This is a genomic window from Actinocorallia aurantiaca (genome assembly GCF_039533685.1).
GTDB classification, from domain to species: domain Bacteria; phylum Actinomycetota; class Actinomycetes; order Streptosporangiales; family Streptosporangiaceae; genus Actinocorallia; species Actinocorallia aurantiaca.
The window spans coordinates 315,636-337,235 of record NZ_BAAATZ010000029.1 but is presented as its reverse complement, the minus strand read 5'-3'; the positions used below and the strand labels follow the sequence as shown (position 1 = coordinate 337,235).

General features: G+C 70.2%; 24 protein-coding genes and 2 pseudogenes. 12 read left to right on the top strand and 14 right to left on the bottom strand.

The features are described from left to right. Positions 1 to 17: 17 nt before the first annotated feature. The gene (locus ABD327_RS29560) at positions 18 to 956 is read right to left on the bottom strand and encodes a sigma-70 family RNA polymerase sigma factor (protein WP_344455168.1); all 939 of its coding nucleotides are present in this window, start codon (positions 954 to 956) and stop codon (positions 18 to 20) included. 104 nt (positions 957 to 1,060) lie between these two features. On the opposite strand from ABD327_RS29560, the gene ABD327_RS29555 reads away from it, so the two are divergent. Further along, positions 1,061 to 1,696 carry a TetR/AcrR family transcriptional regulator gene (locus ABD327_RS29555; RefSeq protein WP_344455166.1) on the top strand — a complete coding sequence of 212 codons (636 nt, stop codon included), beginning with the start codon at positions 1,061 to 1,063 and terminating at the stop codon, positions 1,694 to 1,696. A gap of 124 nt (positions 1,697 to 1,820) precedes the next feature. Beyond that, positions 1,821 to 3,023 (top strand): erythromycin esterase family protein, encoded by a 1,203-nt coding sequence (locus ABD327_RS29550; protein WP_344455164.1) that lies wholly within the window; start codon positions 1,821 to 1,823, stop codon positions 3,021 to 3,023. 20 nt (positions 3,024 to 3,043) lie between these two features. On the opposite strand, the gene ABD327_RS29545 is transcribed toward ABD327_RS29550, so the two are convergent. Together ABD327_RS29545 and ABD327_RS29540 are read right to left on the bottom strand one after the other, a co-directional pair. Then, complete coding sequence (locus tag ABD327_RS29545; RefSeq protein WP_344455162.1) at positions 3,044 to 4,327, bottom strand: erythromycin esterase family protein; 1,284 nt, start codon at positions 4,325 to 4,327, stop codon at positions 3,044 to 3,046. A 104-nt stretch (positions 4,328 to 4,431) separates the two neighbouring features. After that, positions 4,432 to 5,373: a glycoside hydrolase family 113 protein gene (locus ABD327_RS29540; protein WP_344455161.1), complete on the bottom strand. Its 942-nt coding sequence runs from the start codon at positions 5,371 to 5,373 to the stop codon at positions 4,432 to 4,434. Positions 5,374 to 5,507: 134 nt separating this feature from the next. Here ABD327_RS29540 and ABD327_RS29535 point away from each other — a divergent pair, with 134 nt between their 5' ends. Beyond that, entirely contained in the window at positions 5,508 to 6,482 is a 975-nt protein-coding gene (locus ABD327_RS29535) for a pirin family protein (RefSeq protein WP_344455159.1), read from the top strand. Positions 6,483 to 6,526: 44 nt separating this feature from the next. On the opposite strand, the gene ABD327_RS29530 is transcribed toward ABD327_RS29535, so the two are convergent. After that, positions 6,527 to 7,057: a DUF488 domain-containing protein gene (locus ABD327_RS29530; RefSeq protein WP_344455156.1), complete on the bottom strand. Its 531-nt coding sequence runs from the start codon at positions 7,055 to 7,057 to the stop codon at positions 6,527 to 6,529. Positions 7,058 to 7,115: 58 nt separating this feature from the next. Between ABD327_RS29530 and ABD327_RS29525 the strand changes: the two genes are divergently transcribed. The 3 genes from ABD327_RS29525 (at position 7,116) to ABD327_RS29515 (ending at position 8,284) form a co-directional block, all read left to right on the top strand. Continuing rightward, positions 7,116 to 7,508, top strand: a complete 393-nt coding sequence (locus ABD327_RS29525; protein WP_344455154.1) for a helix-turn-helix domain-containing protein — start codon at positions 7,116 to 7,118, stop codon at positions 7,506 to 7,508. Between the two features lie 67 nt (positions 7,509 to 7,575). Further along, positions 7,576 to 7,986: a VOC family protein gene (locus ABD327_RS29520; RefSeq protein ID WP_344455152.1), complete on the top strand. Its 411-nt coding sequence runs from the start codon at positions 7,576 to 7,578 to the stop codon at positions 7,984 to 7,986. A gap of 58 nt (positions 7,987 to 8,044) precedes the next feature. Then, complete coding sequence (locus ABD327_RS29515) at positions 8,045 to 8,284, top strand: hypothetical protein (protein WP_344455150.1); 240 nt, start codon at positions 8,045 to 8,047, stop codon at positions 8,282 to 8,284. Positions 8,285 to 8,408: 124 nt separating this feature from the next. Here ABD327_RS29515 and ABD327_RS29510 read toward each other — a convergent pair whose 3' ends face one another. Next, complete coding sequence (locus ABD327_RS29510) at positions 8,409 to 9,002, bottom strand: TetR/AcrR family transcriptional regulator (protein WP_344455148.1); 594 nt, start codon at positions 9,000 to 9,002, stop codon at positions 8,409 to 8,411. Between the two features lie 71 nt (positions 9,003 to 9,073). Here ABD327_RS29510 and ABD327_RS29505 point away from each other — a divergent pair, with 71 nt between their 5' ends. Beyond that, the gene (locus tag ABD327_RS29505; RefSeq protein WP_344455146.1) at positions 9,074 to 9,874 is read left to right on the top strand and encodes an MBL fold metallo-hydrolase; all 801 of its coding nucleotides are present in this window, start codon (positions 9,074 to 9,076) and stop codon (positions 9,872 to 9,874) included. Positions 9,875 to 9,942: 68 nt separating this feature from the next. Here ABD327_RS29505 and ABD327_RS29500 read toward each other — a convergent pair whose 3' ends face one another. After that, the gene (locus ABD327_RS29500; RefSeq protein ID WP_344455143.1) at positions 9,943 to 10,554 is read right to left on the bottom strand and encodes a TetR/AcrR family transcriptional regulator; all 612 of its coding nucleotides are present in this window, start codon (positions 10,552 to 10,554) and stop codon (positions 9,943 to 9,945) included. A gap of 139 nt (positions 10,555 to 10,693) precedes the next feature. Here ABD327_RS29500 and ABD327_RS29495 point away from each other — a divergent pair, with 139 nt between their 5' ends. Continuing rightward, positions 10,694 to 11,326: an NAD(P)H-dependent oxidoreductase gene (locus ABD327_RS29495; RefSeq protein ID WP_344455141.1), complete on the top strand. Its 633-nt coding sequence runs from the start codon at positions 10,694 to 10,696 to the stop codon at positions 11,324 to 11,326. Between the two features lie 645 nt (positions 11,327 to 11,971). Here ABD327_RS29495 and ABD327_RS29490 read toward each other — a convergent pair. After that, positions 11,972 to 12,343 (bottom strand): recombinase family protein, encoded by a 372-nt coding sequence (locus ABD327_RS29490; protein ID WP_344455139.1) that lies wholly within the window; start codon positions 12,341 to 12,343, stop codon positions 11,972 to 11,974. A 10-nt stretch (positions 12,344 to 12,353) separates the two neighbouring features. Beyond that, a complete protein-coding gene (locus ABD327_RS29485) occupies positions 12,354 to 13,235 on the bottom strand; it encodes an AraC family transcriptional regulator (protein ID WP_344455137.1) in 882 nt (293 codons plus the stop codon). 87 nt (positions 13,236 to 13,322) lie between these two features. Here ABD327_RS29485 and ABD327_RS29480 point away from each other — a divergent pair, with 87 nt between their 5' ends. Together ABD327_RS29480 and ABD327_RS29475 are read left to right on the top strand one after the other, a co-directional pair. Then, positions 13,323 to 14,333 (top strand): aldo/keto reductase, encoded by a 1,011-nt coding sequence (locus ABD327_RS29480; RefSeq protein ID WP_344455134.1) that lies wholly within the window; start codon positions 13,323 to 13,325, stop codon positions 14,331 to 14,333. Positions 14,334 to 14,402: 69 nt separating this feature from the next. After that, the gene (locus tag ABD327_RS29475) at positions 14,403 to 15,290 is read left to right on the top strand and encodes an oxidoreductase (protein ID WP_344455132.1); all 888 of its coding nucleotides are present in this window, start codon (positions 14,403 to 14,405) and stop codon (positions 15,288 to 15,290) included. Between the two features lie 72 nt (positions 15,291 to 15,362). Here the strand turns inward: ABD327_RS29475 and ABD327_RS29470 are convergent. The 4 genes and pseudogenes from ABD327_RS29470 to ABD327_RS29455 all read right to left on the bottom strand — a co-directional run. Then, a pseudogene (locus ABD327_RS29470) lies at positions 15,363 to 15,731 on the bottom strand (Tn3 family transposase); the annotation flags it as partial. Between the two features lie 61 nt (positions 15,732 to 15,792). Beyond that, positions 15,793 to 15,870 (bottom strand): annotated as a pseudogene (locus ABD327_RS29465) (DUF421 domain-containing protein); the annotation flags it as partial. 427 nt (positions 15,871 to 16,297) lie between these two features. Next, complete coding sequence (locus ABD327_RS29460) at positions 16,298 to 17,497, bottom strand: cytochrome P450 (protein WP_344455130.1); 1,200 nt, start codon at positions 17,495 to 17,497, stop codon at positions 16,298 to 16,300. A gap of 163 nt (positions 17,498 to 17,660) precedes the next feature. Further along, positions 17,661 to 18,284 carry an acyl-CoA-like ligand-binding transcription factor gene (locus ABD327_RS29455; protein WP_344455128.1) on the bottom strand — a complete coding sequence of 208 codons (624 nt, stop codon included), beginning with the start codon at positions 18,282 to 18,284 and terminating at the stop codon, positions 17,661 to 17,663. A gap of 195 nt (positions 18,285 to 18,479) precedes the next feature. Here ABD327_RS29455 and ABD327_RS29450 point away from each other — a divergent pair, with 195 nt between their 5' ends. Both ABD327_RS29450 and ABD327_RS29445 read left to right on the top strand, forming a co-directional pair. Next, positions 18,480 to 18,890, top strand: coding sequence for a VOC family protein (locus ABD327_RS29450; protein WP_344455126.1), 411 nt, complete (start codon positions 18,480 to 18,482; stop codon positions 18,888 to 18,890). A gap of 107 nt (positions 18,891 to 18,997) precedes the next feature. Beyond that, a complete protein-coding gene (locus tag ABD327_RS29445; RefSeq protein WP_344455124.1) occupies positions 18,998 to 19,438 on the top strand; it encodes a nuclear transport factor 2 family protein in 441 nt (146 codons plus the stop codon). Positions 19,439 to 19,461: 23 nt separating this feature from the next. Here ABD327_RS29445 and ABD327_RS29440 read toward each other — a convergent pair whose 3' ends face one another. Beyond that, positions 19,462 to 20,589, bottom strand: coding sequence for an acyl-CoA dehydrogenase family protein (locus ABD327_RS29440; RefSeq protein WP_344455122.1), 1,128 nt, complete (start codon positions 20,587 to 20,589; stop codon positions 19,462 to 19,464). Then, positions 20,589 to 21,587 (bottom strand): acyl-CoA dehydrogenase family protein, encoded by a 999-nt coding sequence (locus tag ABD327_RS29435; RefSeq protein ID WP_344455120.1) that lies wholly within the window; start codon positions 21,585 to 21,587, stop codon positions 20,589 to 20,591. Before ABD327_RS29435 ends, ABD327_RS29440 begins: the two co-directional genes overlap by 1 nt. Positions 21,588 to 21,600 lie beyond the last annotated feature (13 nt).

Sequence of the window (21,600 nt, the reverse complement as noted above, 5' to 3'; positions counted from 1 at the left end):
CCGTGCCGAGGGGCCGTTCAGGTGAGGAGGTCGGCCAGGGCGCGGGTGCGGTCGGGGCGGCGTAGCTTGCGCATGCCCTGGCGTTCGATCTGGCGGATGCGTTCGCGGGTCAGGCCGTAGTTCCTGCCGATCTCGTCGAGGGTCCTGGGACGGTCGTCGTCGAGCCCGAAGCGCTGGGAGATCACGGACGCCTCCCGTTCTGTGAGGGTGGCCAGCGCCTTGTCCAGGTAACCGCGCAGCAGGGACGCGGCGACCTCGTCGGCGGGGCCGGGCACGTCGTCGGGGACGATGTCGCCCAGTTCGGCGCCGCCGTCCTCGGTGAGCGGGGTGTGCAGCGACGCCGGGGTCTCGTCGTGGCGCAGCACCTGTTCGACCTTCTCGACGGGCAGGTCGAGTTCGGCCGCGATCTCGGCCGGGGTCGGCTCCCGGTCGAGCTCGCTCAGCATGGCGCGGCGCGTGCGGGCCACCCGGTTGAGGACCTCGACGAGGTGCACGGGGAGCCGGATCGTTCGGCTCTGGTCGGCCAGGGCGCGGCCGACCGCCTGCTTGATCCACCAGGTGGCATAGGTGGAGAACTTCAGGCCGCGCCGGTGGTCGAACTTCTCCACCGCGCGCATCATCCCGAGGGTGCCCTCCTGGACGAGGTCCAGCAGGGGCAGCCCGCCTCCGGCGGCGTAGCGCTTGGCGATGGAGACGACCAGCCTGAGGTTCGCGCGGATCATGTGGTCCCTGGCGCGCTCGCCGTCGGACACGAGCCGCTCCAGCTCATCCCGTTCGGCGGACGTGAGCCCGCCGGCGTCGAGACGGAGCCGGGCCTGGACGCCGGTCTCGATGCGCTCTCCCAGCTCCACCTCCTGCTCCGCGGTCAGCAGCGGGGTGCGTGCGATCTGCTGGAGGTAGTCCCGGATCGGGTCGACGGAGGGGGTGCGGCCTGCGGGGCGGGTGGCGACGGTCAAAAGCGGGGTCCTTTCGAGGGGCTGGCTCTTACCGACCTAAATTTAGGTCGAGCATAAGTATGCGTCAAGTGTAATTTTTGGTCGGACCTAGATAGACTCGGGGCATGAGCACACAGCCGATGGGTCTGCGCGAGCTGAAGAAGCGGCGGACCAGGGAGAACATCTCGCACCAGGCCACCCGGCTCTTCCTGGAGCGCGGGTTCGACAACGTGACGATCGCCGAGGTGGCGGCCGCCGCGCAGGTCGCCAAGATGACGGTCACCAACTACTTCCCCCGCAAGGAGGATCTGGCCCTCGACCTGCAGGACGTTTTCGTGCACCTGCCCGCCAGGACCGTCCTGGAGCGGGGGCCGGGCGAGTCCGCGCTGGCCGCGCTGCGCCGCGCCTACCTGTCCGCGGTGGCCGGGCAGGACCCGGTCATCGGCTTCTCCGGCCCGGAGTTCGCCCGCATGATCGTCCAAAGCCCCGCCCTGGTGACCCGCCTGCGGGAGTTCCACGACGCCCGCGAGAAGGCGCTGGCCGTCACCCTGGCCGAGGAGACCGGCGCCGGACCGGACGCCGTCGAACCCCGCGCGGCCTCGGCCCTGCTGTCCGCCGTCCACCGCCTGCTGTTCGAGGAGACGCTGCGCCTCACCGTCGAAGGCCGCGGCAACGACGAGATCGCACGGATCACCGCCGAGCACGCCCGTGTCTCCTTCGGCATGCTGGAGCCGTCGCTCGCCGGCTACGCCGTCCGGTAGAGCTCACAACGCGCTGGGAAGACCGCGGGTCTCGCCGGGGGCTCCGGTTTGAAGGTTCCGTCCCACAGGACTGTCGATATCGCGGAAAAGTCTCAACCGAGAGTTCAAATATAGCGTTGAAGGCATGGTTACCGACATCAAGGACGCCGCCCATTCCGTCGACGCCGCCTCCGTCATGAGGCTGCTCCCAGGCCGGCCGCGGCTGCTCGCGCTGGGCGAACCCACCCACGGCGAGGACGCTCTGCTCGACCTGCGCAACGAGCTCTTCCGGCAGCTCGTCGAACAGGAGGGCTACCGGTGGATCGCGATCGAGAGCGACTGCCTGATGGGCCTGGCCGTGGACGACTACGTCGCCTCGGGCACGGGCACCCTCGACGAGGTCATGGAGCGCGGATTCAGCCACGGGTGGGGCGCGTCCGCGGCCAACCGCGAACTCGTGCGCTGGATGCGCGCCCACAACGACGGCCGGCCCGCTTCCGAACGGCTCCGCTTCGCCGGTTTCGACGGCCCGCTGGAGATCACCGGCGCCGCGAGCCCCCGGCAGTCCCTGACCGCTCTCCACGGCTACCTCGCGGCCAGGGTGGACGCGCGCCTGCTCCCCTGCACCGCGGAAACGCTAGACCACCTGCTCGGCTCCGACGACCGGTGGACGAATACCGCCGCGATGAGGGACCCGTCGCAGTCCGTGGGGCAGTCGGCCGAGGCCGAGCGACTGCGGCTGCTCGCCGACGATCTGGTGGCGTTGCTCGACGCGCAGACGCCGGACCTGATGAGGGAGTCCTCAGGGGGCGACTGGGACCGGGCGCGCTTGTACGGGCGCACCGCCACCGGCCTGCTGCGCTACCACTTCTGGATGGCCGACACGTCACCGAGCCGCATGACGAGGCTGCTGGACCTGCGGGCTTCGATGATGGCCGCGAACCTCTTCGCCGTCACCGAGCAGGGCCCGACGCTGGTCCACGCCCACAACGGCCATCTCCAGCGCCACAAGAGCACGATGCGGATGGGGGGCCTGCCGCTGGAGTGGTGGAGCGCCGGCGCGATCATGAGCGCCCGCCTGGGCGAGGAGTACGCCTTCCTGGCCACGGCCCTCGGCACGATCCGGCACCAGGGAGTGGACGCCCCGCCTCCGGACACCGTCGAAGGGCTCCTGTACGCGCTTCCGGAGGATCACTACGTCGTCGACCCTCGCCGGTTGGCCACCGCCTTCGGCCACGAGCGGCCCGCCCCTCGCGTGTCCCCCTGGTACGGCTATGCCCCGCTGGACCCGGCCCACTTGGCCGGAAGCGACGGGATCGTGTTCGTCAAGGACGTCCCGCAGAGCTGAGGCCTGTTCCGAATCGGGGCTCACAGCGAGCTGGGGAAGGTCTCGGGTTCCCTCTCGTCGGGCGGTTCCCTGTGCAGGGGGTGCAGGGCGCTGGTCTCGTCCAGCCACAGGAACGCGTCGTAGCGGCGGCCGGGGGTGGTGGTGACGTAGTTGCGCCGGTGGTCGCCTGCCGGGTGGTAGACCACGCCGATGGCCCGGTGCTCCACCGGACGGTCGTACCACCTGGGGCGGTCGGGGCCCGGCGGAGGGACGATGAAGAGGGCGCGGTCCAGGCCGGCGGTGTGCAGGAGGTCTTCCAGAGAGTTGGTACGGGCGGGCGGCACCCGCATGATCTCGGCCGGGGCGTCCCACTCCCGGCCCGCGATCACCGTGCCCCGGTGGGTGCCGAAGCCGACCAGGACCGCCGCCTCCTCGCCGTGCCGCTCCCTGACCAGCTGCCCGAGATTGGTCATCCCGGCCTCGGCCATGTCGGTGGCCCTGGCGTCGCCGATGTGGGTGTTGTGCGCCCAGACGACGCATTTGACGTTGTCTTCGCCGTCGCCGTAGAAGCCCGTCAGCCGGTCCAGGGTGTCGGCCATGTGGATGTCGCGCAGGTTCCAGGACTCGGGGCCGCCGCGCACCATGGCCCGGTAGTACTCCTCGGCCCCGGCCACCACCTCGGCGTTCTGCCGGGCGTCGAAGCCCTCCTCGTCGGCGGGGGCGGTCCGCCGGACCGCGGTGAGCATGCCGACGACCTCCTCCTCGCAGGAGGCGGGGATCATGCGGGTGGCCAGGCCGTACAGCTGAGGATCGTGCCCGTAGGCCTCGAAGCAGTGCAGGGCGCGCAGCACCGGCCCGGTCTGCTCGGGCAGGTGCTGCTGGGCGTAGCGGCGCACCGCCAGCAGGGAGTCCCACAGGCTGTAGACGTCCAACCCGTGGAAGCCGACGCGACGCTCCGGCGGCAGCGCGTCATTCCAGCCGCGCAGCCACCGGCAGAACTCCTCGACCTCCTCGTTCGCCCACATGAACGTGGGCCAGCGGGCGAAGCCGTAAACGGCCTCGTCGGTGGACCCGTCCCCGGTGACGGCCCGGTGGATCCGGTCGCAGTCGGGCCAGTCCCCCTCGACCCCGACGAACCGGAACCCCTTCTCCATGATCAAACGGCGAGTGATCGCGGCCCGCCAGGCATAGAAGTCGTGCGTCCCGTGACTGGCCTCGCCGATCAGAACGTAACGGGCGTCCCCCACCCTTTCCAGCAGCGGATCGAGATCATCGGGCGCGTCCAGCCGCAGCGCCGACCCGCGAATCTCCTCGGCTCCCGTCATGGCCTCCCCGCCTCGGCCTCCCTCGCGTTCAAGGGCGTTATGCCCGTTTCGGAGCCCGGGAACGATCCTCCCGCTCTTCTTGACCCGCGCTTTGCGGCAGGGTCCTAGCGGCGCCGGTGCCTGGCCGCCATCGCGTGGAACACCCTCTTCGGCTCCCAGCGGGCTTCGTCGAGGATCCTGACGACGCCGTAGGATCCGAGGTCCTGATCACCGGGCCTGCCGTAGCCGGCGAAGGTGAACCAGAGGGCGGTGTCGACGCCTTCCTCTTCGAAGACGTCCATGAGCTCGGTGAAGTAGCGCACCTGCTCGTCCTCGTCGGGCACCGCGTCCGGCGGCACCTGCCAGGCCGAGCCTCCCCGGTCGCCCGCGCCCCGGTAGGCGCAGGTCCCGTACTCGGTCACCGCGACGGGCTTGCCGTGCGCGAGGTGACCGCGCAGTTCCGTGCGGAAGCCGTCGGCGTTGTAGGCGGCCCGGTAGGCGTCGACGCCGACGACGTCGAACGGGGTCCAGTCGACGAACTCCCAGGGGGCCGAGGCATAGGTGATCCGTCCGCCGAAGCGGGCGCGGACCGCCTCGGCGGCTCGGGCGAGGAAGCCGTTGAGGCGTTCCTGCACCGGGCCGAGAGACGCCCACCATTCCATGTCGGCGGTGGCCATGGCGTGCAGGCGGTCGCCGTAGGTGTCTCCGGGGATGAAGCCGCCGCAGAAGGCGCTGATCTCGCAGCCGGCGACGAACACCACCTCGGCTCCTCCCCTCCGCAGGACTTCGGCCCGCCGGGCGCAGTCCGTCAGGAACGGGAGCAGGTCGGATTCGGGAAGGTCCACGGGGAAAGGGGCGAACCAGACTTCGAGTCCGGCGTCGGCGGCGTACCGGGCGGCGGTGCTCAACCTCTCCGGGTCACGGCCGGAGACGCGCACGGCGTCGCAGTGCAGGACGCCGGAGATCACTTCCATGTCGCGCCGGACCGTCTCGGGCGTGAAGGTCTTGCGGGAGAGGCCGTCTCCCGGAAGGAAGCCGGTGTCGTAGTTGATGCCCCGTGCGCGCACGTCGTTCTCCCCCGCAGCCGATGTCGGAACGTTCTGCCGGACTCAGACTCCGTAACGGGAGAGAACGTTCCGTTTTCTCCCAGGCAGGAGTCCCGCTCTCCATGATCCGGATGCGGACTTCATAAGATCGTCCTATGAGTGATCCTGGGCAGGAGTCGGGCGGGACCGTGTACGGATGTTCGATCGCGGAGACGGACGAACCCGGCAGCGTGCTGCTGCCCGGCCATGACGTGCCGCTGGGCCGCTACACCACGGTGCGGCGGCTGCTGCCGCAGCGCCGGCGGCGGATGGTCGGGGCCTGGTGCTTCGTCGACCACTTCGGGCCCGAGGACGTCGCCGGGCGGCCGGGCATGCAGCTGCCGCCGCATCCGCACACCGGGCTGCAGACCGTCACCTGGCTCGCCGAAGGCGAGATCATGCACCGGGACAGCCTGGGAAGCGCCCAGGCGATCGCGCCGGGGCAGCTGAACCTGATGACCTCGGGACACGGCATCGCGCACTCCGAGCAGTCGCCGCCGGACCACCCGCCGGGGATGCACGGGCTGCAGCTGTGGGTGGCGCTGCCGGAGCACGCCCGCCACGGGGAGCCGCGGTTCGAGCACCACTCCGCCCTCCCGGTACTGGACGGCGGGGACGCGACCGTCACCGTCGTGGTGGGCGAACTCGCCTCGGAACGTTCCCCCGCGCAGGTGCACAGCCCACTGCTGGGCGCCGAGGTGCTGCTGGCCGAGGGCGGGCATCAGCGGCTTGCCCTCGATCCCGGTTTCGAGAACGCCGTCCTGGTCATGTCCGGCACCGCCCGGGCGGCCGGAGTGGACCTGTCACCCGGATCTCTGCTGTACCTGGAGCCGGGCCGGACGGAGATCTCCATCGACGCCGACGAACCGGCACGGCTGTTCCTGCTCGGCGGCGAACCGTTCGACGAGCCGCTCGTGATGTGGTGGAACTTCGTCGGCCGCTCCCACGAGGAGATCGTGCGAGCACGCGACGACTGGATGGCCGGGCGCCGCTTCGGCGAGGTGACCGGCGCCGGCGACCCGCTGCCCGCCCCCGACATGCCCACCGTCCGGTTGAAATCCCGGAACCGGCACGGCCACACCGTCGGGTGAGAGACCGGCGGGCACCCGCTCCCCGCCGCCCGGGTTCACGCGCGTCACTCCCCGTCGTAGACGAGCAGGCCGTTCTCCTGGAGCCGCGCCCCGGACGTGGGCGGATGCTCGGTGAGGCGGCCGTCGTGGGCCAGGTGCAGGACGGGTCGGCCGCGGGCCAGCACCGCGAAGTCGGCGATGAGACGGCGATGGCAGCGCCACCACACCGATTCGCTGCACATCACGGCCGTGCGGGTCCGTCCCGCCTCGTGCAGCAGGTCGTCCATGGCGGCCAGGAAGTCCGGGGTACGGGTATGTCCGGCGTAGCCGCGGAAGGAAGCGTTGCGCCAGAAGGTGTCGGGCGAGTCCGGCGCGACCCGGCGAAACCCCCCGAGCCGCTTCTCCCAGCGGTAGCCGATCCCCACGTCTGGCAGCCATTCCCGCAGGACGTCGCGGTGCACGTCCGGGTTGCGGCGGCTGCCGGGCGCGGTGCGCACGTCCACCACGGACCGCACCCCGGCACCGCGAAGAAGGCGGGCCAGTTCCTCTCGCCCGGCGGTGCCATGGCCGAAGGTCAGCAGCGGCTGCTCATCCATGCCTTCCAGGATGGACGAACGGCGGGGACGCGGCGGAGCAGCATGGTGTGATGGTGCTGTGAGCCGCGCCGTTGAAGAGACGAACCGCCGCATGCTGCGGGCACGGGACGCCATGGACCGCGCCTACGCGCAACCGCTGGACGTTCCGGCCCTGGCCCGGATCGCCCATGTGTCGGAGGCGCATTTCACGCGCACCTTCCGGGCCGTGTTCGGTGAGACTCCCCACCGCTACCTGCAACGCCGCCGTGTCGAGCGTGCGATGTCCCTCCTGCGGGAGACCGACCGCAGCGTGACGGACATCTGCTTCCAGGTCGGCTTCGGCAGCCCGGGGACGTTCAGCCGCACGTTCCGCGCCATCGTCGGCCGGTCACCGAGGGAGTACCGGAAGGCGGCGGTGGCCACGAGCGTGCCGACGTGCTTCACGATGGCGTGGACGCGGCCGAGCTCCTGACCGTCCGCCCGCCGACTGAGCAGTTTCGGATAAGTTTCCGTCCGGCCGGTTCAGTAGCGTGATGCGCATGTTCAACGCCATCACACACTCGCAGATATACGTCCTGGACCAGGACGAGGCCCTGGACTTCTATGTCGGCAAGCTCGGCCTCGAGGTCAATTCCGACATCGACCTCGGCGTCATGCGCTGGCTGACCGTCAACGTCCCCGGCTGCCCCGAGCGCCAGATCCTGCTGGAGAAGCCGGGTGGCCCGATGATGTCGGAGGAGACGGCGCAGCAGGTCCGTGAACTGGTGACCAAGGGCGCGACGGGCGGCACGCTCATCTTCAGCACGGACGACTGCCGTAAGACGTACGAGACGCTGCTCGCCCGAGGCGTCGAGTTCACCGAAGAACCCACGGACCGCCCGTACGGCATCGATTGCGCCTTCCGCGACCCCTTCGGCAACCACATCCGTTTCACCCAGCCGAAGGCGTGAGCGCTGCCGGCCGGCTCCGCGCGCAGTGGGGACGTGTCGTCCCGATACCCTGCACGCCGTGATCGACCCGAATGCGAGCGATGCCGATGTCGCGATAGCTGCGGCGCGTGCAGGTGCGGAGGCGGTGCACGCCGGGTACGGGCAGCGGCTCCCCCGTATCGACAAGGGCGTCGGGGACTTCGCCACCGATCCGGAATCGACGGGCGCTCCGGCCGGGCAGGCGGGCCGGGGGCTCGTCGCGGCCGCGGACGCCGAGACCCACGAATTGCTGTTGTCGATGATCCGCGGCCGAGGCTAGCCCTGCGACCTGCGGAGACTACGGCCGTCCCGCTGAGACGGAAGATCTCCAGATCATTGAAGCGGTCGGCCTGCCGCACGACGGCGTCCAGACGCTGCTCGCCCGGGCGCAGCGGAAGGCCCGTTCATGAGGGCAGAAGGCGGGCCAGCGTGCGGCGGGCGCGGGTGGTGGCCAGCGGGTCGTGGTGCAGTCGCACGGCCTGCGCGGTGGCGAGGACGACGCCGTCGAGCTCGAAGGCGAGCTGGTCGGGGTCGGTGTCCTGCGGGAGTTCGCCGGAGTCGACGGCGGTGCGGATCTCGTCCAGGACATAAGCAGACCATCGAGACAGGGCGGCGATGACGGCGTCTCTGACCGGGCCGGGACGGTCGTCGAACTCGGTGCCGACCGAGGTGAGGAAGCAGCCTCTCCCGTCCTCGGCCATGTAGTCGATCCATTCGCCGAACGCGCGCGCCAGCCGCTCGGTACCCGGACGCGCGCCCACCGCCCGCGCGGGCACCCGCTGGACGAACCGGTCGACGGCGGTGTCGAGCACGGCCAGCTGAAGCGCCTCTTTGGTGCCGAAATGGCCGATCACTCCGGCCTTGCTCATTTCCAGCTCGGCGGCCAGGCGGCCGATCGTGACGCCTTCGAGGCCGTCGGCGGAGGCCGAGGCCAGGGCGCACTCGAGGATGCGGGTGCGGGTGGCCGCCGTTTCGGTGACGGACTTGCGCGGGCTCATGACGCGAGCATAACCTACCGATCGTTCGCCAAAAGCAGACGAACGTTCGTAATCTAAAGGAGTGCGCCGTCATGCGAATCCACCACCTCAACTGCGGATCGGTACGCGAGATCGAGGCCACCTACGACGGGCCCCGGCCCGCGCACGCGGTCAACCACTGCCTGCTGATCGAGACCGCCGCCGACGGCCTGGTGCTCGTCGAGACCGGTCTCGGCCTGGGCGACGTGCGCGACCCCGCAGGCACCCTCGGCGCCGCCTGGGTCGAGATGGCGCAGCCCACGCTGGACGAGCGGGAGACGGCCGTCCGGCAGATCGAACGACTGGGTTACTCCCCCACCGACGTGCGGCACGTCATCGTCACGCACCTGGACGTGGACCACTGCGGCGGCCTGCCCGACTTCCCTCACGCGCGGGTCCACGTCATGGCCGCCGAACTCGACGCGGCGCTGGCCCAGGCGCCCAGCTTCCGCTACCGTCCGGCGCACTGGGCGCACGGTCCCGACTGGGTCACCTACACCGTCACCCGGCCCGCCGAGCAGTGGTTCGGGTTCGACGCCCTCCCCGCGCAGGGGCTCTCGGACATCCTGCTGGTCCCGCTCGGCGGCCACACCCACGGCCACACCGGGGTGGCCGTCCGAGACGGCGACGGCTGGCTGCTGCACGCGGGCGACGCCTACTACTACCACCGCGAACTCCAGCAGGACCCCCACCCGCACCCGGTGCTCGACTTCGTCCAGACCACTTCGGAGACCCACCACGACCTGCGGCTGGGCACCCAGGCCCGGCTGCGCGAGCTGGTGCGCGACCACGGTGACCAGGTCGGCGTCTTCAGCGCCCACGACCCGTGGGAACTGGCCCGCTTCGCGGTCTGACTCCGGCTGGACCGGCCATCCGCAGAGGCGGGGATCATCGCCGAAGGGGCTCGATCATCGGTCGGCCGTCAGTCGCGGACGAGGCGTTCGATGAGGATCCGCCAGCCGTCGGACAGCAGGGTGGGATGGGTGTCCGAGGGCGGTTCGGGGGTCTGGTCCGTCAGGAAGTGCGGCAGCAGGAACGGGCCTTCGAGGGCGGTGGTGAGCTGAACGGTGAGGCCTTCCAGGGCGGAGGGGGGCAGGCTGGTCCGGCCGAGCAGCATGCGGATGTGGGACAGGGTCATGCCGCTGACCCAGCGCGGCTCCCTGCGCTCCAGAGAGGCCCGCACGATGAGGTAGTGGTCGGCGAGGAAGGCGGTGCGGGCGTGGCCGTAGGCGATCAGGCGCTGGGCCGGGTCGGCGCCGGGGCCCAGCGGCGGCGGGCCGGTCAGCACCTGTTCCTGGAAGCGGCGTTCGTCGTCGTCGAGCAGGGCCCGGAAGATGCCGGCGCGGGTGCCGAAGCGGCGAAAGACGGTGCCCTTGCCCAGGCCGGCCTGCTCGGCCAGGGCGTCCATGGTCACCTTCTCCGCTCCGTGTTCCGCGATCATCGCGCGTGCCGTCTCCAGCAGGCGTTCGCGGTTGCGCGCCGCGTCCGCGCGTTCCGGGCGCGGCTTTCCGAAGGGCACTACGGGCAGCTCCACGGGGACAACCTACCGCCCCGGGAATTAAACGGGGTAAAGTCCGCTTATGCTGATGGGGCACTCGGACGCCGTCCGGGCCCCCTCGGCGCACCCGTGCCCTGGGGGCCGCCCTCACCCCCGTTCTCGAAGGAAAACGCCCATGAACCTGTTCCGTCTGGACGCCAGCATCTTCCCCGCCGCCTCCGCCAGCGCCGAGATCGCCGACGCCGCCGAGGCCGAGTGGAGCGCCGTGCACCCCGGCGGCGCCGTGACCCGCCGCCACCTGGCCACGGACCCGCTGCCCAGCGACGCCTGGACGCTGGCCGTCACCGCCGGGCCGACCCCCGAGGCCGACCGCACCCCCGCCCAGCGCCAGGCGCTCGAACTGGCCGCCGAACTGGCCGCCGAACTGCGGGACGCCGACGCGGTGATCCTGGCCGTGCCCCTGTACAACTACGGCGTGTCCCAGCACTTCAAGATCTGGCTCGACCTGGTGATCGCGGCCGCCGGTCCCGCCGACCCGCTGCTGAAGGGCACCCCCACCCTGCTGGCCACCGCGCTGGGCGGCGGTTACGGCCCCGGCACCCCGCGCGAAGGCTGGGACCACTCCACCCCCTACCTGCGGCGCATCATCGCCGACAACTGGCAGGCCGACCTCACCCTCGTCAAGCGCGAGCTCACCCTCGCCGCCACCAACCCGGCGATGGCGGACCTGAGGGACCTCGCCGACCAGCAGCGCTCCCACTCCCTGGCCGCCGCCCGCGACGCCGGAAAGGCACTCGCCGGAAACTGACCTCCACCCGCCTCAACCAGGAAGTCCCGCCGAGCACCCCCAGGAGTGCTCGGCGGGACCTCCTGCTGCGGGCCCTCCGCGAATCACCGTCTCCGCCGTCGCCCGCAGTGCGGGCTGCGCGGTATGGGGCGGGGTCAGACCCAGGCGGGCACCTGGGCGTAGCGGGCGCCGAAGCCCCGTCGGGCAGGATCTGGTCGATGGCGTCCAGGTCGGCAGAGGTGAGCGCGAAGTCGGTCGCGGCGGCGTTCTCCTGCATGCGCTGGGGACTGCGGGTGCCGGGGATGGGGACGATGTCCTCGTCCTGGGCGAGTTCCTTGACGGTCCCGGCGACTTCCTCGATCGGCACGTCGGGGTCGACGCGGTGCTGGTAGAGCACATCGATGTGGTCGACTCGGGGCTTGAGCAGCAACCGAACCGTCAGTGGCGTCAGCAAGTCGTCGGGCTCGGGTTATCGCCACTGGCCGTTCTGATGTAGGTGGGGCCGCCGTGCGTGTTCTACACGTCCCTGGCGGATGCGAGGATCTTCGGGAACGATCAGCAACCACCCCCGGTCAGTCACGATAAGGAACCGGGGCTTGAGCAGCAACGGAACGGCCAGTCACGTTAAGGAGCCTGGTGGGCGGCTCTTAGCGTGACTGGCCGCGGTTATGGGCGGTGGTCTGCGGGTTTGTTCTCGGCTTGGGCTTCGGCGATGGTGCGGATGGATTCCCCGCGGCGGCGGCGGTCGAGGATCGCGGCGCGCTTGTTGTCGTCGTCGACGACGACGGAGCGGCGGCCGCCGACCTTGCCTTGCTTGCGGGCGGTCTCCAGGCCGTTCTTGGTCTTGCGGACGATGTCGCGGCGGCGGTCCTCGGCCAGCGCGAGGGCCAGGTCGAGAAGGAAGGAGCGCTCGGTGTGCTCTCCGGCCGCGATGCCCTCCAGTACCTTGACACCGACACCGCGCTGGAACAGGTCGTTGAGGACGATGAGTCCTTCCAGGAGGTTGCGGCCGAGCCGATCGACCTCCTGGACGCACAAAAGGTCGCCTTCATCGGGTGGTGGCGCGGGTGGGTCGGGTGCGCAGGCGGGTTGCGTCCTGTCCGGGTGGGAGGCCGTAGGTGCTGCGGTATTCGCGGTTGAACTGGGTGGGGCTGGTGTATCCGACTGCTCGGGCGATCTGGGTGACGGTGGCGTCGCCGACGGCCAGGCGGCGTCGGGCCTCCTGGAGCCGTAGGTGTTTCTGGTATTTGAGCGGGCTCATGCCCGTTGTCGCTTTGAAGTGCCGGTGCAGGCTGGCGGGGCTCATCTGCGCAACGGTGGCGATCGCGTCGATGCTGAGCGGCTCGTTGTAGTGCTCGCAGATCCATCGCGTGACCTGCCGCACCCGGCTCGTGGTCGAGTCGGCCAGCGTCCCCTGACGCAGGACCGCGCCGAAAGGGCCGCGCAGCAGCCGGTAGAGGATCTCGCTCTCGATCCGGGGTGCGAGGGGACCGATGTCCTCAGGGGTGTCGAGGAGTTCGACCCAGCGGGCGGCCGCGTCGAGGAGTTCCGGTGTCATCGGGGCTTTGACCTGCCCTGCCGCGGGCGACGGGGCGGCCGGGCCGGTCTCGTCCAGTTCGACGAGCAGGTCGGCGAGCGCCTGGCCGTCGAGGTACATCACGGCCGACCGGTAGGGCAGCTCCTCCAGGTCGACGGCTACGGGCAGGTCGATCGTGGTGAGGAGCATCTCGCCGGCGTGGGCGACCTCGCTGAGGTCTCCCGCGGTGGTGCGTTTCGCGCCGCCGGCGACGAAGCAGATCATCGGCTCGTACAGATGGCCGGTGGACTCGACGGGTTCGTCGACCGCGATCAGGGACAGCCGGGGGATGGCGGTGTCCGAGCCCGGTCCCACACAGTGCCGGTCGATGGCCGCGGCGAGACGATCAAGCATGGCGTACTTCTTCCCTGAGAGGATCAGGCAATCCTATGCGGCCGTTGCCCCATGACTCCCAGGTCCCTCCTGCTTAACGTTGAGAGCATGGAACAACACACCACGAACCTTCCTCGCCGTACTCTGGGCGGTCAGGGCCTGCAGGCCGGGGCGATCGGCCTGGGCACCATGGGCATGACCATCGGCTACGGGGCGCCGGACGAGCAGAGCAGCATCGCCACGATCCGCCGCGCCTACGAACTCGGCGTCACCCTCTTCGACACCGCCGAGCTGTACGGCCTGGGCATCGGCATCAACGAGCAGCTCCTCGGCCGCGCCGTGAAGGGCTTCCGCGACGACATCCTGCTCGCCACCAAGTTCGGCTACGACTTCAGCGACCCGTCCAAGATCTCCATCGCTCTCGACAGCCGCCCCGCCAACATCCGCAAGGTCACCGACGACAGCCTCCGCCATCTCGGCACCGATCACATCGATGTGCTCTACCAGCACCGCGTGGACCCGAACGTCCCCATCGAGGATGTGGCCGGCACGGTCGCAGAGCTGATCGCCGCAGGCAAGGTGCGCTACTTCGGGCTGAGCGAAGCCGGCCCCGACACCATCCGGCGCGCCCACGCGGTTCACCCCGTCTCGGTGCTGCAGACCGAGTACTCGGTGTTCGAGCGGTCCGTGGAGGCCGATGTCCTGCCGGTGGTCCGGGAACTGGGCATCGGCTTCGTGCCCTACTCGCCGCTGGGCCGCGGCTTCCTCACCGACGCCGTCAAACCGGCCGCCGAATACCCCGCCGACGACATGCGCGGCCAAGACGACCGCTGGCAGCCCGGGAACTACGAGAAGAACCTGGCCGCCGTCCGCGAGCTGACCGCCCTGGCAGAGGGCAAGGGCATCACCGTCACCCAGCTGGCCCTGGCCTGGCTGCTCGCCCAGGGCGAGGACATCGTGCCCATCCCCGGCACCCGCAGCCCGCGACGCCTGGAGCAGAACGTCGCCGCCGCGCAGATCATCCTCACCCCCCAGGACCTCAGCCGCATCCAGGAGATCCTGCCGCACGGAGCAGCCGGCTCCCGCTACCCCGACATCATGATGCCCACCTGGCACTGACCAGCGCACGAGTTCCCTCCCGCACCCCAGCACCGACAGGCGCCGCACCGGCCCTCCAAGAGGAACAGCATGAGCAAATGGACAGCAGCCGACATCCCCGATCAGACTGGCCGCACTTTCGTGGTCACCGGCGCGAACAGCGGCCTGGGCCTGGAGACCGCGCGCCGGCTGGCCGAGCACGGCGCGCATGTGATCATGACGGCGCGTGACCCGGAGAAGGGCCGTGCGGCCGCCGCGGGCCTGCCCGGATCGGTGGAGGTCCGCACTCTGGACCTGGCGGACCTGGAGTCGGTCTCCCGGTTCGCCGCCGGAGTCGAGCACGCCGACGTGCTCGTCAACAACGCGGGCGTGATGATGACGCCGAAGCGGACCACCGCGCAGGGGTTCGAGCTCCAGCTCGGCACCAACCACCTGGGGCACTTCGCGCTGACCGCTCTGCTGTACCCCGTGCTGCGCGCCGGGTCGGCACCCCGGATCGTCACCGTCAGCTCCACCCTGCACCGGCAGGGGCGGATCGACTTCGACGACCTGCAAGCCGCGCACTCCTACTCCCCGACCCGCGCCTACTCCCAGTCCAAGTTCGCCAACGTGCTGTTCGGCCTGGAGCTGGACCGGCGGCTGCGCGCGGTCGGCAGCCCCGCGATCAGCGTGCTGGCCCACCCCGGCTACACCGCCACCAACCTGCAGACCTCCGGCCCGACCGGCCTGCTCAACCTGAGCGGCCGGATCGGAAACCTCCTGCTGGCCCAGCACGTCACCAAGGGAGCCCTCGACCAGCTCTACGCCGCCACCGCCCCCGCCGTCCAAGGCGGCGAGTTCTACGGCCCCGACGGCTGGGGCGAGAACCGTGGCCACCCCAAGCCCGTCAATCCGGCCCCCTCGGCGACCGACCCCGACACCGCCCGCCGCTTGTGGGAGGTCTCAGAGAAACTGACCGGCGTCTCCTTCGCCCCCTGAGACCACGCCCGCCGAAGAGGACCGACCCACACGGTCAGGTGCCCCCAGGACGCTCAGATCTCATCGTCGTCGGACGGCGGCGTCGAGGTAGACGGTCGTCCACAGGGTGACGCGGTTCAGAACCAGGCCGAGGGCGCTGAGCTGGTTTTCCAGGCCGCGCTCGTAGCGGTGGTAGAGCTCGCCCTTCTTGCCGTGGCAGATCTTGCGGGCGAGGGAGTGACGGTTCTCCTGGAGGTTGCGGATGTCCTTGGTGTCGCGCCGGTAGGTCTCGTCGACGTCGATGAACGCCAGGATGTGGAGGGTCTTGAGAATTCGGCCGTAGGAGGCGATGGCCCCGCCGAGGGCGGTGGGGTGGCCGTCGCGCTGGAGCATGGCGACGACGTCGTAGGCCCGCACCGTGCCGGTGTAGATCGAGGCGACGACCCGCAGGATGCCCTCCCACTACCAGGGCGATGTCCTCGATGCCGTGCAACCGCAACTGCGAGCGGACCTCCTCGCAGGTCATGAACTCCCGGAGCATCACCTTGCGGTTCAGCCTGCCGTTCTCGATGAGCGGCCTGGGCCGGGCCTTCAGCAGCACCGCCACCCGGGGGAACCGGTAGGCGACGGCGTCGACCGCCACACTCCAGAACAGGATCGTGGAGACCAGCACCAGGCCGTCGGTGAGCGACTCGGCCTCACCGTGCAGACCGACCGCTGCGGCTTCGGCGACCAGGACGACCAGCAACACGTCCGTGATCCCCAAGCCGCCCGCTTCGCACTGCCCGACGACCCTCAGGAGGACGAGCAGCACGAGAAAGGTCACCGTGCCTCGAACGAACCCTTCCAGCAGCGGGGCGCTTGGAGCGAAGATCGTCTGCCAGTCCACACCGCGTTGCCTACCCGCATCTCTGCCACCACAGGGCAAACCCGCAGCACGCCCGCCGTGTTCGGAAAGGTCGAGCCCTGCCGGCCGCGCGTCGTCCGGGCGGCGGGCGGAGGATGCCGGTTCGGTGGCTGGATGACGGCTACGGAGTGCGCACCGGAAGCGAGTCCCAGCCGCGGACCGCGGCCATCGGGTTGAACTCGGCGTTGTCCTGGTCGACCTCCCATTCGGGAAAGCGTTTGAGGATTTCCTCCAGGGCGATGCGGCCTTCCATGCGGGCCAGGGCCGCGCCCAGGCAGAAGTGGATTCCGCGGCCGAAGGTGAGGAGCTGCCCGCCTGCCTTGCGGTGGATGTCGAAGCGGTCGCCGTCGGGGTAGCGCCGGTCGTCGCGGTTGGCGGAGCCGTTGAGGAAGATCACGGCGCTGCCCTCGGGCACCACCTGGCCGTGGAGCCGCGCGTCCTTGGCCACGTACCTGGCGATCTGGTGGGAGGGCGACTCGTAGCGCAGCAGTTCCTCGATCGCGCCCGGGATGAGAGCGGGGTTCTCGACCAGTTCGCGGCGTTGGTCGGGGTGCTCGGCCAGGATCTTCCCGATCCAGCCGATCAGCCGGTTGGTGGTCTCGTTGCCGGCGCCCGTGATGACGTTGACGTAGAGCAGGATCTCCTCGCGGGTCAGCCTCCGGCGGGTGCCGGTCTCGTCCTCGAACTCGGCCCGCAGCAGGTCGGTCATGATGTCGTCGGAGGGGTGCTCGGCACGCCAGTCGATGTACTGGGCGAACATGTCGCTGTCGGCGAAGAACTTCGAGGTGTCCATGGGCTGCCCGGCCTCGGGGCGCAGGCCCTCGTCGACGCGGTCGCGGATCCATTCCTGGTCGTTCTCGGGGATGCCCAGCAGCATGCCGATCGTGAGCATCGGCACCTGCGCGCCGAGGTCGGAGACGAAGTCGAATCCTCCGGCGCCGACCAGGGGGTCCAGGCTGCGCGCGCAGAAGGCGCGGATCTTGGGCTCCAGGGCGGCCACCTTCTTGGGCGTGAAGACCCCCGACATCAGCCTGCGGTGGGTGGCGTGCATGGGCGGATCCTCGAAGATGACCACGCCCGGCGGGATCTCCATGTCGATCTTGATCAGCTCGAGGATGTTGCCGCGTCCCGAGATGTACGTCGCCGGATCGGTCAGCGCGCGGTCGACGTCCTCGAAGCGGCTGACGGCGTAGAAGTCGTGCCGGTCGTTGTAGTAGAGCGGCGCCTCCTCACGCAACCGGCGGTACACCGGGTAGGGGTCGGCGTTGATGCCGACGTCATAAGGGTCGTAGTAGACGTCGCTCGCGTTGGTAACCGGCATCACGGCCCCTCTCTAGGAACGGCGATCGTTCCTGACCTCCGCCCAGCGATGCTGAGCGGTCGCACAGCTGACACTCGGTGCCTCGGAAGCTATGACACTCAGTGCCAGGGGTCAAGACCCTCACCGATGCCGGTCTCGGCGGGGATCGAGGGGTGCGGCGGCCTCACGAACGGGTATCGGCAGGTCGCATAAGGCGGCTCCGCCTCACCGACTCCTCCAGATCGGGGAGCACCTGGGCCATGCTGAACGCGCGGTAGACGAGCTCGACGAGATTGCTCGACTCGTCGCGCAGCCATTGGTCGTACGCGGCGTTCGCGGCGCCGAGGGCGATGTGCGCGGCGAGCTGCGGACCGAGTTCCTCGGGCGGCGCGTCCATGCGGCGCGCCGCGAACCGCGCCACGACCGCCTGCCACTCGGCGTGCCGGAGCGCGGCGTTGGCCCGCAGCGCGGGTGTCTGCAAGATGAGCTTCATCCGCGCGCGGTGTGCGACGGGGCCGTCGCTGTGCACGCGGTTGAACCACAACACCCCGTCCGCGATCACCTCGAACATCGGCCGGTCGTCCGGCACGGACGTGAACCATTCCTCGAGGTTGTGGAGAAGGGTCTCGAAATCTCCGAAAAGGATGTTGTTCTTCGACTCGAAGTAACGGAAGAAGGTACGTCGCGCTATACCGGCCGCGGCGGCGATGTCGTCCACGGACGTCTCACGGAACCCCCGCTCCTCGAACAGTTCGAGCGCCACCTTCTCGACGGCTTCGATCGGTACCTGCTGCTGCGACTTCTTCATACGCCTCTCCTTTGCGGCAAGGCGGCACCGTTCCGCAACGCGAGTTCGGGGCGGTGAGCGTCCGGACACCGCCGACCGACCGTACTCGCCCATCGCTCCAAGGAGACCGCCCGTGTACCCGACAGCCTATGGCACTCAGTGCCTCGTCTGGAGTAGCCTCAGGCGACCGAGCCGATCACGGCAGAGGGGATCGACATGCATCGCAACCTCTTGAGCACCATCGTCATCGACGTTCCTTCCGAGGTCCGGGACCAGGTCCTCGCCTTCTGGTCGACGGCGCTCGGCGCGACGCCCGCGGCCACGCGCATGCCGAACTACCACATCCTCCAGGACGCCTCCCCCGGCAACCGGATCGTCGTCCAGGACGTCGGATCGGGCTCTGCCGGCGTGCACTTCGACATCCACACCGACGACCTCGACGCGGAGGTCGAGCGGCTCACGGCATGCGGCGCGACCGTGGTCGACCGCACCTGGGCCGACCATCCCGGCCGCTGGATCATCATGCGGGACCCGGCGGGCATGGAGTTCTGCGTCGTGGAGGCGCTCACCGAACTGCGCCGCGCCGACCACGCCGAGTTCGAGCGGCGGGCCAGACCGGTGGTCTGAGGCCCTCGAGTACGCCCGGCTCCGAGCGCGGCCGAGCACAGCCGGCGACCAGGGGCAGCGGGCCGGGGATCCGCTCGGCCCGCCCGATCCGAAGGAGAGTCGACACGATGAACCCGCCGGTCGAGGACGTGATCGAACTGGAGCAGCTCTGCGCCACCTACGCGCTGAAGATGACCCAGGGAGACATCGGCTACATCATCGAGCATGTCTGCACGGACGACGGCACCTACAGCGCCTTCGGCGAGACGTACAACCTGGAGGACTGGCCGAGCCTGGTGGAGGCCGCGCCGAAGGGCCTGTTCCTCACCGGCAGGCCCGTCCTCGAGCTCGACGGCGACACGGGCTCGGGAGAGGTGCCGCTGCTCTTCGTCGACCAGACGAACCACCACATGCGCATGGGGTGGTACAGCGACACCTACCGGCGCACGGAGAACGGCTGGCGCCTCAGGACCCGCAGGATGACGTTCCTCCGCCGCAGCGGCGGGGCCGACTCCGGAAGACCGCACGACCCTCGCCGTCCGAAGCCGTCAGCCGGGCGGCCCGGCTGACGGCCCTCCCGAGAGCGAGCGGGTCACGCCCCGGGCAGTCCGAGGACCCGCGTGGCGATCAGGTTCTTCTGGATCTGGGCGGTGCCGCCCATCACGCTCTGCGCCCGGCTGTACAGGTAGGTGTTGAGCATGGTCGCGTCTCCCCCGTCGTGGGCCGCCCCGGCGACGGCGATCGCCGCGTGGCCCACGGCCTGCTCGACCCAGGTCATCAGCAGCTTGTCGATCGAGCCTTCGGGTCCGTGCCGGAGCCCGTCGAGGCGGTCGGACAGCCGCCGGCTCACCAGGTGCCGCAGCATGTCCGACTCGACGACGGCCCACGCCAGGTCGCGGCGCTGCTCGTCGTCGAGGGCCCCCTTCGCGCGGGCGAGTTCGACGAGCCGCTGCACCGTCTTGCCATACCGGCCGGCGTTGCCCAGCTCCTGCGGCTCGCGCTCATGGCCGAGCACGGTCATGGCGACCCGCCAGCCCTCGCCCGGTCCGCCGATCATGTTCTCGGCCGGAACCCGGGCGCCGTCGAAGAACACCTCGCCGAACTCGCGCGTGATGCCGTTGATCATCTTCAGCGGCCGCCGCATGACGCCGGGCTGGTCCATCCGGACGGCGAAGACTGACAACCCTTTGTGCCGGGCCGCGTCCGGATCGGTGCGGGCCAGCAGGAAGCACAGGTCGGCCAGGTCGGAGTAGCTGGTCCAGACCTTCTGCCCCGTGATCGTGTACTCGTCGCCGTCGAGCACGGCGACCGTGCGCAGCGCCGCGAGGTCGGATCCGGCGTCGGGCTCGCTGAACCCCTGGCACCACCGGTCCCGGCCGCTGATGAGCCCGGGCAGGAAGCGCTTCTTCACCTCGTCGCCGGCATGGTGGAGGACGGCCTGCACGAGGTAGCCGAGGCTCGGCCGCGGCGGGGCTCCCGCCGCGGCCAGTTCCTCGTCGACGATGACGTCGTAGACGCTCGGCAGGTCGTGACCGCCGTATTCCCCCGGCCAGGTGAGGCCGAAGAATCCGCCTTCGTACAGCGCCCGATGCCAGTCGGGCTGCTTCTCCCAGTACTCGTCCGACGTCGAGGACGGCGGCAGGTGGGGGTCGTTCTCCACGAGCCAGCGTCGCAGCCTGGCGCGGAACCGCGCCTCTTCCGGTGAATCGCGGAAGTCCATTACAGAGCACCTCCCAGTCCGGCGTGCTCCAGCACGCGTGACAGATTCGGACCTACGCCGCCGACGATGTCGGAGGCCAGCAGAGCCCGGCGCAGGAACAGGTGGGCCGAGCATTCCCATGTGTTGCCGATCCCGCCGTGCACCTGGATCGCGATCTCATGCACCGCCATCGCCGCACGCGTCGCATAGGCCTTCGCCGACGCCGTCGCGGCCACCGCCTCGGCCGGCTCCAACGCGTCCACCGCCCATGCCGCGTGCAGGGAGGCGGTGCGCGACCCCTCCAGATGCACCACCGCGTCGGCCAGCAGGTGCTGCACCGCCTGGAACGAGCCGATCGGCCTGCCGTACTGTTCGCGCACCTTCGCGTAGCCGACCGACAGATCGACGGCGCCCTGCATCGTCCCCACCAGATCCGCCGCCGTCATGGCCAGTGCCAGCGCCGTCCACCGCTGGACGGCCTCCCCGGTGAGCGGACCGCCGACCGGCGTCGCCGACGATGTCGAGACCGGCATCGTCGGCCGGGTCAGGTCGACGCCCGTCGGCGTCCCCGCGAGGACGACCGACGAGAGGGCTCCGTCGGGGCCGAGCACGAGCGCGGACTCGGCCCGGGCCACGTCGACGGCCACCGCGTTCTCTCCCGGTGCGGCCAGGCCGGAAAGGTTGGCACGCAGTGCCACTGTCTCCCGCGTACCGGCCTCGGGCGCCCCCGCCAGCCGCCGCAGCTCCGCCGCGAGCGTCGGCCCCAGGAAGGCGACGTCGGCCAACCGCCGCGCCAGCGCCTCGGCGATGATCGCCACTTCGACCCCCGACGCCCAAGGCGCACCGGTGCCGTCGGCCGTACGCAGCTCACGCCAGCCGGAATCGGCCACCGCCGCGTCGAGCCTGGCCGTCCGTCCGGCGTCCTCGAGCTGTCCGACGGTGCGTACGCCCAGCCGGTCCGTGACCTGCGCGGCCGCGTCGCGCAGGTCGCGCTGCTCGACGGAGTAGCGGATGTCCATGGGTGCTCCTTCG

What these genes read in the sequence shown, in the direction of transcription:
- ABD327_RS29555 (WP_344455166.1), top strand. Translation starts at nt 1,061, where the DNA reads ATGAGCACACAGCCGATGGGTCTGCGCGAGCTGAAGAAGCGGCGGACC.
- ABD327_RS29550 (WP_344455164.1), top strand. Translation starts at nt 1,821, where the DNA reads ATGGTTACCGACATCAAGGACGCCGCCCATTCCGTCGACGCCGCCTCC.
- ABD327_RS29545 (WP_344455162.1), bottom strand. Translation starts at nt 4,327, where the DNA reads ATGACGGGAGCCGAGGAGATTCGCGGGTCGGCGCTGCGGCTGGACGCG.
- ABD327_RS29535 (WP_344455159.1), top strand. Translation starts at nt 5,508, where the DNA reads ATGAGTGATCCTGGGCAGGAGTCGGGCGGGACCGTGTACGGATGTTCG.
- ABD327_RS29530 (WP_344455156.1), bottom strand. Translation starts at nt 7,057, where the DNA reads ATGGATGAGCAGCCGCTGCTGACCTTCGGCCATGGCACCGCCGGGCGA.
- ABD327_RS29520 (WP_344455152.1), top strand. Translation starts at nt 7,576, where the DNA reads ATGTTCAACGCCATCACACACTCGCAGATATACGTCCTGGACCAGGAC.
- ABD327_RS29510 (WP_344455148.1), bottom strand. Translation starts at nt 9,002, where the DNA reads ATGAGCCCGCGCAAGTCCGTCACCGAAACGGCGGCCACCCGCACCCGC.
- ABD327_RS29505 (WP_344455146.1), top strand. Translation starts at nt 9,074, where the DNA reads ATGCGAATCCACCACCTCAACTGCGGATCGGTACGCGAGATCGAGGCC.
- ABD327_RS29495 (WP_344455141.1), top strand. Translation starts at nt 10,694, where the DNA reads ATGAACCTGTTCCGTCTGGACGCCAGCATCTTCCCCGCCGCCTCCGCC.
- ABD327_RS29485 (WP_344455137.1), bottom strand. Translation starts at nt 13,235, where the DNA reads ATGCTTGATCGTCTCGCCGCGGCCATCGACCGGCACTGTGTGGGACCG.
- ABD327_RS29480 (WP_344455134.1), top strand. Translation starts at nt 13,323, where the DNA reads ATGGAACAACACACCACGAACCTTCCTCGCCGTACTCTGGGCGGTCAG.
- ABD327_RS29475 (WP_344455132.1), top strand. Translation starts at nt 14,403, where the DNA reads ATGAGCAAATGGACAGCAGCCGACATCCCCGATCAGACTGGCCGCACT.
- ABD327_RS29460 (WP_344455130.1), bottom strand. Translation starts at nt 17,497, where the DNA reads ATGCCGGTTACCAACGCGAGCGACGTCTACTACGACCCTTATGACGTC.
- ABD327_RS29455 (WP_344455128.1), bottom strand. Translation starts at nt 18,284, where the DNA reads ATGAAGAAGTCGCAGCAGCAGGTACCGATCGAAGCCGTCGAGAAGGTG.
- ABD327_RS29450 (WP_344455126.1), top strand. Translation starts at nt 18,480, where the DNA reads ATGCATCGCAACCTCTTGAGCACCATCGTCATCGACGTTCCTTCCGAG.
- ABD327_RS29445 (WP_344455124.1), top strand. Translation starts at nt 18,998, where the DNA reads ATGAACCCGCCGGTCGAGGACGTGATCGAACTGGAGCAGCTCTGCGCC.
- ABD327_RS29440 (WP_344455122.1), bottom strand. Translation starts at nt 20,589, where the DNA reads ATGGACTTCCGCGATTCACCGGAAGAGGCGCGGTTCCGCGCCAGGCTG.
- ABD327_RS29435 (WP_344455120.1), bottom strand. Translation starts at nt 21,587, where the DNA reads ATGGACATCCGCTACTCCGTCGAGCAGCGCGACCTGCGCGACGCGGCC.